The sequence below is a fragment of the Bradyrhizobium oligotrophicum S58 genome (genome assembly GCF_000344805.1).
In the GTDB taxonomy this organism is placed as follows: Bacteria; Pseudomonadota; Alphaproteobacteria; order Rhizobiales; family Xanthobacteraceae; genus Bradyrhizobium; species Bradyrhizobium oligotrophicum.
The window spans coordinates 8,006,308-8,018,777 of the sequence record NC_020453.1; the positions used below are offsets into that span (position 1 = coordinate 8,006,308).

The 12,470-nt window shown below is 64.8% G+C and carries 15 protein-coding genes; 9 read left to right on the top strand and 6 right to left on the bottom strand.

Going from position 1 to position 12,470, the window contains the following annotated elements:
• The first annotated feature begins 275 nt into the window (after window positions 1-275).
• Window positions 276-1,190 (top strand): peptidylprolyl isomerase, encoded by a 915-nt coding sequence (locus S58_RS34575; protein ID WP_015670090.1) that lies wholly within the window; start codon window positions 276-278, stop codon window positions 1,188-1,190.
• A gap of 276 nt (window positions 1,191-1,466) precedes the next feature.
• Window positions 1,467-2,708: a bifunctional glutamate N-acetyltransferase/amino-acid acetyltransferase ArgJ gene (argJ, locus tag S58_RS34580; RefSeq protein ID WP_015670091.1), complete on the top strand. Its 1,242-nt coding sequence runs from the start codon at window positions 1,467-1,469 to the stop codon at window positions 2,706-2,708.
• A gap of 8 nt (window positions 2,709-2,716) precedes the next feature.
• On the opposite strand, the gene S58_RS34585 is transcribed toward argJ, so the two are convergent.
• Together S58_RS34585 and S58_RS34590 are read right to left on the bottom strand one after the other, a co-directional pair.
• A complete protein-coding gene (locus tag S58_RS34585) occupies window positions 2,717-3,088 on the bottom strand; it encodes an Ig-like domain-containing protein (protein ID WP_015670092.1) in 372 nt (123 codons plus the stop codon).
• 109 nt (window positions 3,089-3,197) lie between these two features.
• Window positions 3,198-4,526 (bottom strand): TadE/TadG family type IV pilus assembly protein, encoded by a 1,329-nt coding sequence (locus S58_RS34590; RefSeq protein ID WP_015670093.1) that lies wholly within the window; start codon window positions 4,524-4,526, stop codon window positions 3,198-3,200.
• A gap of 180 nt (window positions 4,527-4,706) precedes the next feature.
• On the opposite strand from S58_RS34590, the gene S58_RS34595 reads away from it, so the two are divergent.
• Entirely contained in the window at window positions 4,707-5,117 is a 411-nt protein-coding gene (locus tag S58_RS34595; protein WP_015670094.1) for a (deoxy)nucleoside triphosphate pyrophosphohydrolase, read from the top strand.
• A gap of 118 nt (window positions 5,118-5,235) precedes the next feature.
• Here S58_RS34595 and S58_RS34600 read toward each other — a convergent pair whose 3' ends face one another.
• Entirely contained in the window at window positions 5,236-6,093 is an 858-nt protein-coding gene (locus S58_RS34600) for a methyltransferase domain-containing protein (protein ID WP_015670095.1), read from the bottom strand.
• A 78-nt stretch (window positions 6,094-6,171) separates the two neighbouring features.
• Here S58_RS34600 and S58_RS34605 point away from each other — a divergent pair, with 78 nt between their 5' ends.
• The 5 genes from S58_RS34605 (at window position 6,172) to S58_RS34625 (ending at window position 9,287) form a co-directional block, all read left to right on the top strand.
• Complete coding sequence (locus tag S58_RS34605) at window positions 6,172-6,975, top strand: ComF family protein (protein ID WP_042340425.1); 804 nt, start codon at window positions 6,172-6,174, stop codon at window positions 6,973-6,975.
• 29 nt (window positions 6,976-7,004) lie between these two features.
• The gene (gene grxC / locus S58_RS34610) at window positions 7,005-7,280 is read left to right on the top strand and encodes a glutaredoxin 3 (protein WP_015670098.1); all 276 of its coding nucleotides are present in this window, start codon (window positions 7,005-7,007) and stop codon (window positions 7,278-7,280) included.
• Window positions 7,277-8,155, top strand: coding sequence for a carbon-nitrogen hydrolase family protein (locus S58_RS34615; protein WP_015670099.1), 879 nt, complete (start codon window positions 7,277-7,279; stop codon window positions 8,153-8,155). Before grxC ends, S58_RS34615 begins: the two co-directional genes overlap by 4 nt.
• Entirely contained in the window at window positions 8,152-8,640 is a 489-nt protein-coding gene (locus tag S58_RS34620) for a DUF1178 family protein (protein WP_015670100.1), read from the top strand. Before S58_RS34615 ends, S58_RS34620 begins: the two co-directional genes overlap by 4 nt.
• Before the next feature lie 209 nt (window positions 8,641-8,849).
• Entirely contained in the window at window positions 8,850-9,287 is a 438-nt protein-coding gene (locus tag S58_RS34625; protein WP_015670101.1) for an EamA family transporter, read from the top strand.
• Here S58_RS34625 and S58_RS34630 read toward each other — a convergent pair whose 3' ends face one another.
• The gene (locus S58_RS34630) at window positions 9,288-10,187 is read right to left on the bottom strand and encodes an EamA family transporter (RefSeq protein ID WP_042340426.1); all 900 of its coding nucleotides are present in this window, start codon (window positions 10,185-10,187) and stop codon (window positions 9,288-9,290) included.
• 239 nt (window positions 10,188-10,426) lie between these two features.
• Here S58_RS34630 and S58_RS34635 point away from each other — a divergent pair, with 239 nt between their 5' ends.
• Window positions 10,427-10,708 (top strand): GIY-YIG nuclease family protein, encoded by a 282-nt coding sequence (locus tag S58_RS34635; protein WP_015670104.1) that lies wholly within the window; start codon window positions 10,427-10,429, stop codon window positions 10,706-10,708.
• A 356-nt stretch (window positions 10,709-11,064) separates the two neighbouring features.
• On the opposite strand, the gene ubiG is transcribed toward S58_RS34635, so the two are convergent.
• Together ubiG and S58_RS34645 are read right to left on the bottom strand one after the other, a co-directional pair.
• Entirely contained in the window at window positions 11,065-11,829 is a 765-nt protein-coding gene (gene ubiG, locus S58_RS34640) for a bifunctional 2-polyprenyl-6-hydroxyphenol methylase/3-demethylubiquinol 3-O-methyltransferase UbiG (RefSeq protein ID WP_015670106.1), read from the bottom strand.
• A gap of 48 nt (window positions 11,830-11,877) precedes the next feature.
• On the bottom strand, window positions 11,878-12,345 hold the full coding sequence (locus S58_RS34645; protein WP_015670107.1) for a PH domain-containing protein: 468 nt from the start codon (window positions 12,343-12,345) through the stop codon (window positions 11,878-11,880).
• Window positions 12,346-12,470 lie beyond the last annotated feature (125 nt).

The window sequence follows — 12,470 nt, forward strand, 5'->3', positions numbered from 1 at the left end:
GCGTCCGCCAGATGAGTGGGAGGCGAGCAAACTAGGGTTCAACGGCCAAAAACGCAGCAAAATAAGCGCTATCGCCCTTGAAGCGATCGGGCAGAGATATGGCTGGGGTGGAACGTTGTCAACGGCGCCCGACGCCCGGACCGCAGTCTGGAATCTGTCGCCGATTTCACGAAATTGACAGACTTTTCGCGTTGCCAAGGCACGGCGATTGGGCGAGTGTCCCGGCCGCCCTGAGGCCTCCCCTCGAGCCCCCTCTTCTAAACCAAGGATTTTCCATGACCACGTCGTTCCCGGTTACGAAAACCGGCCTGCGCTTCGGCTTTGCCACCGCTCTCGCCGGCAGTCTCGCGTTGTCCCTGATGGTCCTGCCCGCGCGCGCAGCCGAAGACGCCAACCCGGTGCTGGCCAAGGTGAACGGTGCCGAGATCCGCAAGAGCGACGTGGCGCTGGCCGAGGAAGAGCTTGGGCCGAGCCTCGCCCAGATGGATCCGGCGACCAAGGACGAGAACGTGCTGTCGTTCTTGATCGACATGAAGCTCGTCTCCAAGGCCGCCGAGGACAAGAAGGTCGCCGACAGCGAGGACTTCAAGAAGCGCCTCGCCTTCACCCGCAACCGCCTGCTGATGGACAGCCTGCTCGCCAGCGAGGGCAAGGCCGCGACCACGCCGGACGCGATGAAGAAGGTCTATGAGGAGGCCTCCAAGCAGATCGGCGGCGAGCAGGAGGTGCACGCGCGCCACATCCTGGTCGAGACCGAGGACGAGGCCAAGGCGGTCAAGGCCGAGCTCGCCAAGGGCGCCGATTTCGCCGAACTCGCCAAGAAGAAGTCCAAGGACCCCGGCGCATCGGACGGCGGCGACCTCGGCTTCTTCACCAAGGAGCAGATGGTGCCGGAATTCGCCAACGTCGCCTTCGGCATGGAACCGGGCAAGATCTCCGACCCGGTGAAGACCCAGTTCGGCTGGCACGTCATCAAGGTCGAAGAGAAGCGTAACCGCAAGCCGCCGGAGTTCGACCAGGTCAAGAGCCAGATCGAGACCTATGTGACCCGCAAGGCCCAGGCCGACTACGTCGGCAAACTGCGCGAGGCCGCCAAGATCGAGCGCCTGGACAAGCCCGCCGCCGACGCCGCCAAGCCGGCGGACGCGAAGCCCGCGGACGCCAAGCCGGCCGAGCCGGCGAAGAAGTAAGCGGTTAGTTCAGAGCGCGGCGGCGGCTCGTCACACGGTTGTCAGAGAGCTGCAAGCCGCGTCACAAAAGGTGTCGTCCCCGCGAACGCGGGGACCCATACCGCGTGACGTCCGAAATGGGCACGCGGCCATTCCCGCGCTCCATAACTCAGCCCTGTGGTTATGGATCCCCGCTTTCGCGGGGATGACAGCGGTGTGTGGAGTCGCATCCACTCCCACAACGTCGATGAGGATGATACAGAGCGCTTCCCGCTCCTCCCCTGCCGGAAGCCCTCGATGTCCTCAGCCGTTTCCCCGCTCGCCCCTACCGATGTCCCCGACATGCCCGCAATTGCGGGCGTCAAGCTCGCGACCGCGGCGGCCGGCATCCGCTACAAGAACCGCACCGACGTGCTGCTGGCGCTGCTCGATCCCGGGACCACCGTCGCCGGCGTGTTCACGCTGTCGAAATGCCCGTCGGCACCGGTCGAATGGTGCCGGGCCAAGCTGAAGGGCGGCAAGGCGCGCGCGCTGGTGGTCAACTCCGGCAACGCCAATGCCTTCACCGGCAAGACCGGCAAGCAATCGACCGCGCTGACGGCCGCGATCGCCGCCAAGGCGGTCGGCTGCAAGCAGGACGAGATCTTCCTGGCGTCGACCGGCGTCATCGGCGAGCCGCTCGACGCCACCAAGTTCGACGGCGTGCTCGAAGGCCTCGCCGGCACCGCCGCGCCTGACGACTGGATGGGCGCGGCGCGCGCCATCATGACCACCGATACCTTCCCGAAAGTGGCGACCGCGACCGTCAAGCTCGGCAAGGCCAAGGTCACGATCAGCGGCATGGCCAAGGGCGCCGGCATGATCGCGCCGGACATGGCGACGATGCTGTCCTTCATCTTCACCGATGCGCCGATCTCGGCGCCGGCGCTGCAGGCGCTGCTCAAGGCCGGCGTCGAAGACACGTTCAACGCGGTGACCATCGACGGCGATACCTCGACCTCCGACACCCTGCTCGCTTTTGCGACCGGCGCAGCGGCAGCCAAGGGCGCGCCGAAGATCAGCCGCGCCAGCGACCCACGCGCGAAAGCCTTCGTGAAAGCGTTCAACGCCGTGCTCGCCGATCTTGCCGAGCAGGTCGCGCGTGACGGCGAGGGCGCCCGCAAGCTGGTCGAGATCATCGTCGAGGGCGCCAAGAGCAAACCATCGGCGCGCAAGATCGCGATGTCGATCGCCAACTCGCCGCTGGTGAAGACCGCGATCGCCGGCGAGGACGCCAATTGGGGCCGCGTCGTCATGGCTGTCGGCAAGGCCGGCGAGCCGGCCGATCGCGACAAGCTGTCGATCTCGTTCAACGGCATCCGCGTCGCCTCCAAAGGTGCGCGCGATCCGTCCTATGACGAGGCCGAAGTGTCGGAAGCGATGAAGGCGCAGAAGGTGCAGATCAAGGTCGCACTCGGCCTCGGCAAGGGCCGCGACCGTGTCCTGACCTGCGACCTGACCAAGGAATATGTCGCGATCAATGGCGACTACCGGTCCTGAGCCGAAGGTCAGAGTTGCTGGCTGACGTGGACGGTGACCTCGACCCCCTTGGTCACCGGCCGGTTGAGCGCATCGGCGCCGTGGCGCTCGTAGGAAAAATGGTCCTCGCCGACGAAACCAGGGCTCGACCTGTAGACGATATGTTGTCCCTGGACCGCGACGGTGCCGTGGACGGCAGACGACAGCAGGCGAGCACCGGACATCGGCCCGCGTGAGCCGAGGACGCTGATGCTGCAGCGCTTCCCGGTCTTGGCGTACATGTGCCCTTGAACAGTCTGGTTTTCCAACGTCCGGATCGACGGCACGACGCAATCTTCGGCCGAAGCCGCCGCCGAGAACGCCACGGTCAGCACACAGCACAGCACAGCACAGCACAGCACACTTGATCATGATCATCCCCTTCATTACGTCCCTTCAGTTACAGAGCGTAATGTTACATTCCGTCGCGGAATAGATCAATCCATCCTGTCAATTGCACTCCGGCAGCAATCAACCCGCGATGCGTGCGTCCGCGACCGCCTTCTTGAACAGCGCGTTCATGGCGTCGGCGATGCCCTGGGTCGGCGACACCTCGAAATAGAACCCGTCCGATGCGCAGGCCTGCATCTTCTGCGCGATTTCGCTGTTCGGCGACGGGCCGAACGGTCCCTTGTTGAACGGATCGATCCAGCTCATGTACCAGTTGTTGGTCGGCAGCTGCAGATAGGTCGTGTAGAGCACGGCGATCTTGATGCCGCGGTTCTTGAGCGTGGTGCAGAGTGCCGGATTGATCGGCGACTGGCAGCGGTTGCCGCTGGCCTTCGGCTTCAGGCAGGCCGCATTGCTCTCGTCGGCGACGCCATCGGAGACGAAGAAGACATATTTCAGCGGCGAGCCGGTGGTGCCGTCGCCTGGCGTCGAGATCTCGTTGTTGATGGCGGGGAAGACCGTGGTGAACGGCGTGTCCTTGTCGGCCGTGTAGGCGTCGTTGTTGCCGTACACGCCCATCAGGTCGATGTTGCCTGCGGCGCTCTTCGCGCTGGACAGGCTCGACGACAGCGAGAACAACGCCCGCAACCCGATCGTCTTCGACGCGGCGCCGAAATCGTAGATCGCCATCCGGAACTGGCTGGAATAGGTCTGTGTCTGCTGCGCCGTATCCATCAGCTGCTGGGTAGCGCTGCGCAGCACGTCGATCCGGGTGGTCACGTTGAGCGTCTTGGCGAGATTGTAGTAGTTGTTGGAGTCGTTGTAGTCGTGGCAGGCGAAGGCACATTTGTCGGTGGTCGCGGCGACCATCTTGGCCACGTCGGCCGGCGTCGCCGCCACGCCCATCGACGGCGAATTATCGAGCAGCAGATAGAAATCGATGTATTTCGGCATCGACGCCTTCGCCGTCGACGAGCCCTCCAGCGTCATCGTCTTGAACCCGACGATGTTCATGAACATCATGGGCACGGTGGCCGAGTACGACACGGTGGCGCTCAGAACCGAACCGGCTTTCTTCACCTCCGGTGTCAGGCTGTTCAGCGTGTAGCCTGATGTGCCGGACATGTTGCCGGTGAATATCTTCGCTGCATCGTCGTTGCCGGCAGAGATCACGCCGTCCGCAGTCATCGTGCCCGCGGCGATGAACGCCGGCGATGTCCTGGACACCGCGCCGACCGAGGCGGCGTCCACCGCCGCCTGCAGCTTGGCGCGCATCTGGTTGGCCCGGCTGTAGTCGACGCCGCAGCCGACCGCCGTGATCACCGGGACGCAGACGATGGCGAACGTCACTGCGACGTTGCCGCTGACGTCGCGGCTCAGGCGGGCGAGCAGGCTGGATAGAATTCGCATGAAGGATGCCTAACGAACCATGAGGAGGTCACGGCGTTCACCCGTGAAAATACGCGCGAGCCGATTAAGGTTGGCTTATTTCAATCTTGGAAACAGGGCTCGAAACGGCCTAGGTTAAAATTCCATCAATGGGCGCTACAGGTCCTCGGACCCGCACTTCTCTCTCGAACAGACCGGATCATGCCTGACCTTAAACTCACTCTCGTGGTCGCCTGCGCGCTCGTCGATGCCGACAATCGCGTGCTGCTGGCGCAGCGGCCGCCCGGCAAGTCGCTCGCAGGCCTCTGGGAATTTCCCGGCGGCAAGCTCGAGCCGGGGGAACGCCCCGAGGCCAGCCTGATCCGCGAGCTCGACGAGGAGCTCGGCATCACCGTGCGCGAGGCGTGCCTGGCGCCGCTGACCTTCGCCAGCCACGCCTATGAGACGTTCCATCTGCTGATGCCGCTGTACATCTGCCGGCGCTGGGAAGGGCTGGTGACCGCTCGCGAGGGGCAGCAGCTCGCCTGGGTGCGGCCCAACAAGCTGCGCGACTACCCGATGCCGCCCGCGGACATCCCGCTGCTGCCGCATCTGATCGATCTGTTGATGTGAGCCCGGGATGGCGCCCGACCTCACTCGTCATGCGCGGACCTGATCCGCGCATCCATCCTCTTCCGAAAAGTCTCGAAGAGGATGGATCGCCGGTCAAGCCCGGCGATGACGGGGGTTGTTACTCTTTGTCTCCCGCGCGCGGCGCACGCTTCACCGCCGCCTCCAGGCTCGCGGTCGCCGAGCCCGGCTTCAGCGGCTTCTGCTGGCTCTCATGCGGGGCCCAGCCCGACAACCAGATGATGTCGAAGGTGGCGCGGAGGCGGCCGTCGGGATCGGCGAAGCGCTCGGCATAGATCTCGGCCATGCGCAGGAGGGTCGCGCGGCGCATCGGGATGCGGCGGCGCTCGACCAGGCTGTTGGCGGCGCCCATGCGGCGAAGATCCTGCATCAGGCCGAACGCGCTGGCATAGCGGACCACGACCCGGTCGACATCGGTGACGGGCAGTGCGAAGCCTGCACGCTGCAGCAGCCCGCCGACATCGCGCAGATCGGCGAACGGCGCGACGCGCGGCGACACGCCACCCTCGCATTCGGCTTCGGCGGCAGCGAAGGATTGCCGGAGCTCAGTCAGCGTATCGCCGCCGATCATCGCCGCGAGCAGCAGGCCATCGGGACGCAGGGCGCGGCGGATCTGCACCAGATGGCCCGGCAGGTCGTTGACGAACTGGAATGCCAGCGCCGATAGCGCCAGATCGAGCGACTGCGGCGCAAGCGGCAGAGTTTCATCCGCCGTGCCCGGCGCGGCCAGGTGCGCCAGCTGCGAAAAGCCGCCCGCGAGGTACGGCCGCAGGCCTGCTCCGGGCGTCCAGATATCGGCCGCATCAACGAACGACCGGTTCACCGCGGCGAGGCGATCCGCGAGATCGTCGGCAACACGCTCCAACAGGAAGGTCTCGGGCGCCTGCGCAGCCCGCCGCTGCCTGCGCGCAAGCAAGGAACGATCGAACAGAACGGGAGCAGAGGCGGACTGCATCATCGAGGCTGGTTACGCCGTTCCTCGTGGCCGGGCAATGCGCGGCTTGAGCGTGGCTGGTCAGGGCGGTAGCTTCAACACATGGGTGTCAGGTTTGCTCCAATCAGCGCCGGACGAGTTCGTGCAGTTGCCAGCGCGCTGCATGGCGGTCTCGCGCATGTTGCCAAGCTCGCGCTCGACATTGCTCTCCCCACCCTGTGCATCGCCTGCCGCGAGCCGGTCGATGGTGAAGGCGTGTGCGCGGCGTGCTGGGGCCAATTGTCGTTCATCGAGCGGCCTTATTGCCCGAAGCTCGGCATTCCCTTCGTCTACGATCCCGGCCCCGAGCTGCTGTCGATGGAAGCGATCGCGGCCCCTCCGGCCTACGCACGGGCGCGCGCCGCCGTTCGCTATGACGAGGCCGCGCGCACGCTGGTGCACGCGCTCAAATACCAGGACCGGACCGATCTGGCGCCGATCATGGGCCGCTGGATGACCAGGGCCGGGCGCGAGCTGCTGGCCGATGCCGACATGCTGGTCCCCGTGCCGCTGCACTGGCGGCGTGGCTTCAGCCGCCGCTACAACCAGTCCGGCGCGCTGGCGCGCGTGATCTCCCGCTGCAGCGGCGTCGGATTGCACGGCGACACGCTGCGCCGCGTGCGGGCGACCGAGCAGCAGGTCGGCCTGTCGCGGCCGCAACGCGCCAGCAATGTGCAGGGCGCATTCCAGGTATCTTTAGACCGCCTGCACGCCGTTCAGGGGCGCCGCATCGTGCTGGTCGACGACGTCCTGACCACGGGTGCGACGGTGGATGCCTGCGCCCGGGCCTTGCTGCGCGCAAAGGCGGCGGAGGTCAGCGTGCTGGTCTTCGCCCGGGTTGTCGATGCCCCTCGCGCTCCCATATAATCGGGTGTTCCGTAACAGCTGAGCGCGACATGACCTCTGCGATTGAAATCTATACCCGTCCGGGGTGCGGCTACTGCACGGCCGCGAAATCGCTCCTGACCCGCAAGAAGGTTCCTTTCACCGAGCACGACGCGGGCAAGGATCCGACGATCCGGCAGCAGATGTATGATCGTGTCGGCCCGGGCTCGACCTTTCCGCAGATCTTCATCGGCAACGCCCATGTCGGCGGCTGCGACGATCTCTATGCGCTCGATCGTGAGGGCAGGCTCGACGCCATGCTGGCGGGAGACAAGGCAACATCATGAGCAACGACCGCAGCTTTACCGCCGCCATGGTGCAGATGCGCACCTCGCTCCTGCCTGAGCCGAGCCTCGAGCAGGGCACCAGGCTGATCCGGGAAGCGGTCGCGCAAGGCGCCCAATACGTCCAGACGCCGGAAGTGAGCAACATGATGCAGCTCAACCGGACGGCACTGTTCGAGCAGCTCAAGAGCGAGGCGGACGATCCCTCGCTGAAGGCGTATCAGGCACTCGCCAAGGAACTGGGCATCCATCTGCACATCGGATCGCTGGCACTGCGCTTCTCGGCGGACAAGGCCGTGAACCGCTCCTTCCTGATCGGGCCCGACGGCCAGGTGCTGGCGAGCTACGACAAGATCCACATGTTCGACATCGACCTGCCAGGCGGTGAGAGCTATCGCGAGTCCGCCAATTATCAGCCCGGCGAGACGGCCGTGATCTCCGATCTGCCCTGGGGCCGGCTGGGACTGACGATCTGCTACGACGTTCGCTTCCCGGCGCTGTATCGCGCGCTGGCCGAGAGCGGCGCCTCGTTCATCAGCGTGCCCTCCGCCTTCACCCGCAAGACCGGCGAGGCGCACTGGCACACGCTGCTGCGCGCCCGCGCCATCGAGACCGGCTGCTTCGTGTTCGCCGCCGCCCAATGCGGGCTGCACGAAAACAAGCGCGAGACCTTCGGCCATTCGCTGATCATCGATCCCTGGGGCGAGATTCTCGCCGAAGGCGGCGTGGAGCCTGGCGTGATCGTGGCGCGTATCGATCCCGCGCGGGTCGAGAGCGTTCGCCAGACGATTCCCTCGCTGCAGCACGGCCGCCGCTTCGGCATCGCCGATCCCAAGGCGGGCCCGGAGCATCTGCACCTGGTGCGGGGCTCGGCATGATCCGCTACGCACTGCGCTGCGACCGTGATCATACGTTCGAAAGCTGGTTTCAGAGTTCTTCGGCGTACGCCTCGCAGGTGAAGCGCAAGCTGGTGGAGTGCCCGACCTGCGGCTCGACCAAGGTCGAAAAGGCGATCATGGCGCCGCGCGTCGTCAGCAAGAAGGGCCGCGAGGCCGCGCCGGTGCCGGCCGCGCCTGACCCATCGCCGACGCCCGCGCAGGAGGTCATTCCCTCGGGGTCGACGTCGCTGATGATGGCGCAGGAGCGCGAACTGCGCGCCAAGCTCAAGGAGCTGCGCGACCACATCGTCAAGAACGCCGATGATGTCGGCGAACGCTTCCCGAACGAAGCGCGCAAGATGCATTACGGCGAGACGGAGCACCGGCCGATCTATGGCGAGGCATCGCTCGACGAAGCGCGCGAGCTGATCGAGGAAGGCATCGAGGTGGCCCCGATCCCGGTGCTGCCGGACGACAGGAATTGACGCGCCTGAATTGATGATTCTGAACTGACGCGCGACGCGTCTTAGTTCGGATGGCCGTGCAAAGGAGATGCGAACTCTCGCGTCCGCCTCCGTCATTGCGAGCGTAGCGAAGCAATCCAGAGTCCCGCCCACAGCCCCTGGATTGCTTCGCCCACAATGACGGTCGAGATGGTTCGACCTGAATTGCGACCTTCCCCTGAGAGATGACAATGTCCCCCCTCTCCTCGTCCTGGCAGCTCTGGGCTCTGCTCTCAGCGCTGTTCGCGGCCCTCACCGCCATCTTCGCCAAGGTCGGCGTCGAGGGCATCAACTCAGATCTCGCCACCCTGATTCGCACCACGATCGTGCTGGTGACGCTGGCCATGATCTTGTTCGCCACCGGGCAGCTCACGAGCCCCGGGCCGATCTCGCCGCGAAGCTGGTTGTTCCTGACGCTCTCCGCGCTCGGCACCGGCGCCTCCTGGCTGTGCTACTTCCGTGCACTCAAGCTCGGACCGGCCACCCTGGTGGCGCCGATCGACAAGCTCAGCGTCGTGCTCGTCGCCTTGTTCGGCGTCGTGTTTCTTGGCGAACGACCGAGCTTGCAGGGCTGGATCGGCATCGCCCTGATCGCAGCCGGCGCCGTGCTGATCGCGATCAAGGGCTGACTACACGGCAATCAAGAGCGCCACGCCGGCGACGATCAGTCCGATGCCGCAGATCTCGCGCAGCGAGACCGGCTGCTTGAACGAGTAGTAGGACACACCCTGCGCGAACAGGACCTCGATCAGCGCCAGCGTGCGGACGTTGGCCGCCGCCGTCAACGCAAAGGCCAGGAACCAGAACTGCGAGGCAAAGGCGCCGACGAAGCCGGCCAGCATCGACGGCCGCCACAGCGACAGGATGCCCCGGAGAATGTCCGGCGCGCGGGCCAGCAGATAAACCGTCAGGATCGCCGTCTGCACGAACAGGCCCCAGACCAGCGTGGTGGACGCGGCGGTGACGAAGGAGACGCCATCCACGGCGATGATGGCGCCGCGAAAACCGACCGCCGACAGCGCGAATGCCGCCGCCGCGACCAGGCCGGTCACGGTCGGCCTCAACTCGGCGAAGCTCTTCTCGCCACCGGGCCTGAGCGCCGTGATGACGACGCCGATCGTCGCGATCAGGATCGCGACCAGCTTGGCGACCGAGAGCGGATCGCCGAGAAAGATGAAGGCAAAGATCGCGGTCTGGATCGCCTCGGTCTTCAGATAGGCCGTGGTGACCACGAAGGAGCGATCGGTCATCGCCAGCAGCATCAGCCCGGTGCCGATGATCTGGCTGAGCGCGCCGAGCAGCAGCCAGGGCCAGAATGCGGCCGAGGGCCACGACAGATGATCGCCGGTGGCAAGCAGCACCGCGGTCAGAAACACCAGCGAGAACGGAAAGCCGAACAGGAAGCGGATGTTGGTCGCGCCCCAGGTGCCAAGCTTCGCCGTCAACGACCGCTGCATCGCATTGCGCGCAACTTGGCCCGCGGCGGCGACCAGCGTGAAGGGAATCCAGAGCGAGGTGATGGAGAGCATTGGGAGCACAGAGCGGCTGTGAGGGCCGGCCACCGTGACCAGCGGGGCGCGCCGGGTCAACCGTGCAGGCGGCAATTCAGCCGCATGTCAGGATTGCAGATCGAGGCAGGGTTGGAGGCGAATTTCGGCGGGTTGTGGTACACTCGTGCCTTGCAATTGGTGTCGTCCCTGCGGACGCAGGGACCCATAACCACCGGCTTCCGCTGTTTTCGACGATCCATCCACGTGATGGTGCGGCAATGTACTACGTTTATATTCTCGCCAGCGGCCGTCACGGCACCTTGTATATCGGCGTGACCAACTCGTTACAGAAACGACTTGAGCAACATCGCAATGGCGAAGGCTCAGAATTCGTAAAGAAGTACGGGGTCTATCGCCTCGTCTATATCGAGACTGACGCCTTTGCCGAAGAGGCGATCGCCCGCGAAAAGCAGCTCAAGCGCTGGAAACGCGACTGGAAGATCGAGTTGATCGAGCGCGACAATCTCGAATGGCGCGATCTCGGCGACCTGATCTCCTAGTGTGCCCAAAACCACTCCCTGTGGTTATGGCTCCCTGCGTTCGCAGGGACGACACCGGTTATGAGATGAAGGGCGGGCTGCACCGACGACACCACGGGTAGGACGAGCGAGAGGAACAAAGCTGTCGTCCCGGGCAAGCCCGGTGACGCGGAGCGTCAGCGGGCGCAGACCCGGGACCCATACCGCGTGATCTGTCTTGAGGCAGGATGTGCGTTGAACCTCTCGCGCTACGGAAAACCTGCTAGCGACCTGGTCCCCCCAGCGTGCCCCAAACCACTCCCTGTGGTTATGGGTCCCTGCGTTCGCAGGGACGACACCGGTTATGAGGCAACAGGTGGGGCCAAGTCGAAGGCCAGCTACACCATCTGCTCCGCCACCATCATGTAGTTCACGTCCATGTCGGACGATAGACTCCAGCGGTCGGCGAAGGGGCTGTAGACGACGCCGCTCTGCTCGGTGATGACGAGGCGGTTGTCGAGCAGATATTTGGTGAGTTCGTCCGGCGTGACGAACTTGCTCCACTGATGGGTGCCGCGCGGCAGCCAGCGCAGCACGTATTCGGCGCCGACGATGGCGAGGGCAAAGCTCTTCCAGTTCCGGTTCAGGGTCGAGACCACCATCATGCCGCCCGGCTTCAGCACGGCGGCACAACGGCCGAGAAAGGCGCCGATGTCGGCGACGTGCTCGACGACCTCCATCGCCAGCACGATGTCGAAGCGCTCACGCGGATCCATCTCCTCGATCGTGGTGCAGCGGTAGTCGATCGACAGATGGCCCTTTTCCGCATGCAGCCGTGCGGCGGCAATGTTGCTGGCCGAGGGGTCGACGCCGACCACCTGCGCGCCCAGCCGCGTGAACGGCTCGCACAGCAGGCCGGCGCCACAGCCGATGTCGAGCATCCGCAGCCCCGACAGGCAATTGAGGCTCTTGGCATTGCGTTCGAACTTCCGGCAGGCCGCATCGCGGATGTAGGTCAGGCGCAACGGATTGATCTTGTGCAAGGGCGCCATCTTGTCCTTGGGGTCCCACCAGGTCTCGGACAGTTTCGAAAACTTCGCGATCTCGGCCGGATCGACGGTCGAGCCGGAAGGAACGGAGGTGCTGCGGGAATCCTGAGGCATTGTCATCGCTGAATACTCAAATGATCTGACCTGACGCGCCGTCATCGGCTAACGCGCCGTGATGGCGTTACGAAACGCCAGCGGCTCCGCGATGGTCGAAATGGTTTCCTTGCCCTCGCCCACTCCCAAGATGGTGACGTCGCCGTAATTGAGAAGCCGTCCCGTAATGGTCTGGTTGACGTCGACGCTCTCGACCTTGTCGAGGGCCATCTCGAAGGTACGGCGCCGAATGAAACCGGTTTTATGAACGACCCTGCGATTGGTGACGTCGGTCTCGGTGGTCAGGCGGTGGAACCAGGCCCGAACCGTCCAATACAATGCGACCACCGCAATGACGGCCGCCGTGGCCAGACACAGCATCGTGAGGTTGTCGTTGACGGTCATGCGCGAGAGCACGACGAGCGCGAAAGCAATGATCCAGCCGCCGATGGCCGGCAGATAGAACATCCAATGCGCATTGGTCGAATACAGCACCTTCTCGCCGGGTTGCAGGATTTCGTCGATGTAACGCGCCATACTCCGCCTCTACCCCACCCCATCACCACAAGGAACCGTCTTGCCCCCGGCCGCGGCGCTATGTATACGCGCGTTTCGGCTGGCGCGCCTCCGGTTTCGCGCTGGGCCGGTCAACTTATCCTCCT

Bases quoted from the DNA above. Each gene is read 5' to 3' on its own strand.
- S58_RS34590 (WP_015670093.1), bottom strand. From the start codon at position 4,526: ATGCGAATTCTATCCAGCCTGCTCGCCCGCCTGAGCCGCGACGTCAGC.
- S58_RS34600 (WP_015670095.1), bottom strand. From the start codon at position 6,093: ATGATGCAGTCCGCCTCTGCTCCCGTTCTGTTCGATCGTTCCTTGCTT.
- S58_RS34605 (WP_042340425.1), top strand. From the start codon at position 6,172: ATGGGTGTCAGGTTTGCTCCAATCAGCGCCGGACGAGTTCGTGCAGTT.
- S58_RS34635 (WP_015670104.1), top strand. From the start codon at position 10,427: ATGTACTACGTTTATATTCTCGCCAGCGGCCGTCACGGCACCTTGTAT.
- S58_RS34645 (WP_015670107.1), bottom strand. From the start codon at position 12,345: ATGGCGCGTTACATCGACGAAATCCTGCAACCCGGCGAGAAGGTGCTG.
- grxC (WP_015670098.1), top strand. From the start codon at position 7,005: ATGACCTCTGCGATTGAAATCTATACCCGTCCGGGGTGCGGCTACTGC.
- S58_RS34575 (WP_015670090.1), top strand. From the start codon at position 276: ATGACCACGTCGTTCCCGGTTACGAAAACCGGCCTGCGCTTCGGCTTT.
- S58_RS34625 (WP_015670101.1), top strand. From the start codon at position 8,850: ATGTCCCCCCTCTCCTCGTCCTGGCAGCTCTGGGCTCTGCTCTCAGCG.
- argJ (WP_015670091.1), top strand. From the start codon at position 1,467: ATGTCCTCAGCCGTTTCCCCGCTCGCCCCTACCGATGTCCCCGACATG.
- S58_RS34615 (WP_015670099.1), top strand. From the start codon at position 7,277: ATGAGCAACGACCGCAGCTTTACCGCCGCCATGGTGCAGATGCGCACC.
- S58_RS34630 (WP_042340426.1), bottom strand. From the start codon at position 10,187: ATGCTCTCCATCACCTCGCTCTGGATTCCCTTCACGCTGGTCGCCGCC.
- ubiG (WP_015670106.1), bottom strand. From the start codon at position 11,829: ATGCCTCAGGATTCCCGCAGCACCTCCGTTCCTTCCGGCTCGACCGTC.
- S58_RS34620 (WP_015670100.1), top strand. From the start codon at position 8,152: ATGATCCGCTACGCACTGCGCTGCGACCGTGATCATACGTTCGAAAGC.
- S58_RS34595 (WP_015670094.1), top strand. From the start codon at position 4,707: ATGCCTGACCTTAAACTCACTCTCGTGGTCGCCTGCGCGCTCGTCGAT.